This is a genomic window from Aphanothece microscopica RSMan92 (assembly GCF_046613545.2).
Taxonomy (GTDB): domain Bacteria; phylum Cyanobacteriota; class Cyanobacteriia; order PCC-6307; family Cyanobiaceae; genus NIES-981.
In genome coordinates, this window is sequence record NZ_JBKKKY020000518.1 from 1 (window position 1) to 464 (window position 464).

Annotated in this window: 1 protein-coding gene; it reads left to right on the plus strand. The window is 50.6% G+C overall.

Going from position 1 to position 464, the window contains the following annotated elements:
* Positions 1–365 (plus strand): hypothetical protein (locus ACLD7X_RS18840; protein ID WP_411425208.1); only part of this gene is annotated, 365 nt, incomplete at its 5' end.
* Between the last annotated feature and the right edge of the window lie 99 nt (positions 366–464).

The following is a 464-nucleotide window of genomic DNA, read 5'->3' on the forward strand; positions in this document are numbered from 1 at the left end:
TCCTGTCCTTCATGCTGTCGGGTATTTTTATGCCGATTCTTTCCATGCTGGCCGGGGAGTACACCTCCATTGAAGGCTATGACTTCCTGCTGGGGCATTTTGTGTGGCCCGCATCCAACGTTCACTGGGGGGGCTTGCTGGCTCTGGGAATCATCGCCATGATTGGTCAGTATCTGCTCACTATCGCCTTTACCTACGATAAGGCCGGTCGCATTGCTTCGGTGGGCTATTCCAATATTATCTTTTCCGGACTTCTTGGTCTTTGGCTGGGTGATCCTTTCCCTGGCACGCTCACCCTCATCGGCATGGCACTGATCATCGGGGGCGGAGTGTTGGTATCACTGAGGGCCCCCAAAAAAGACTAAACACTCCCGGATAGTTGGCAAATCACCACCTGGCTCAGCGTTATATTTTGTATATTGGGTATACTATCTGAATAACCTCTCTACCGTAACGTAAACAAT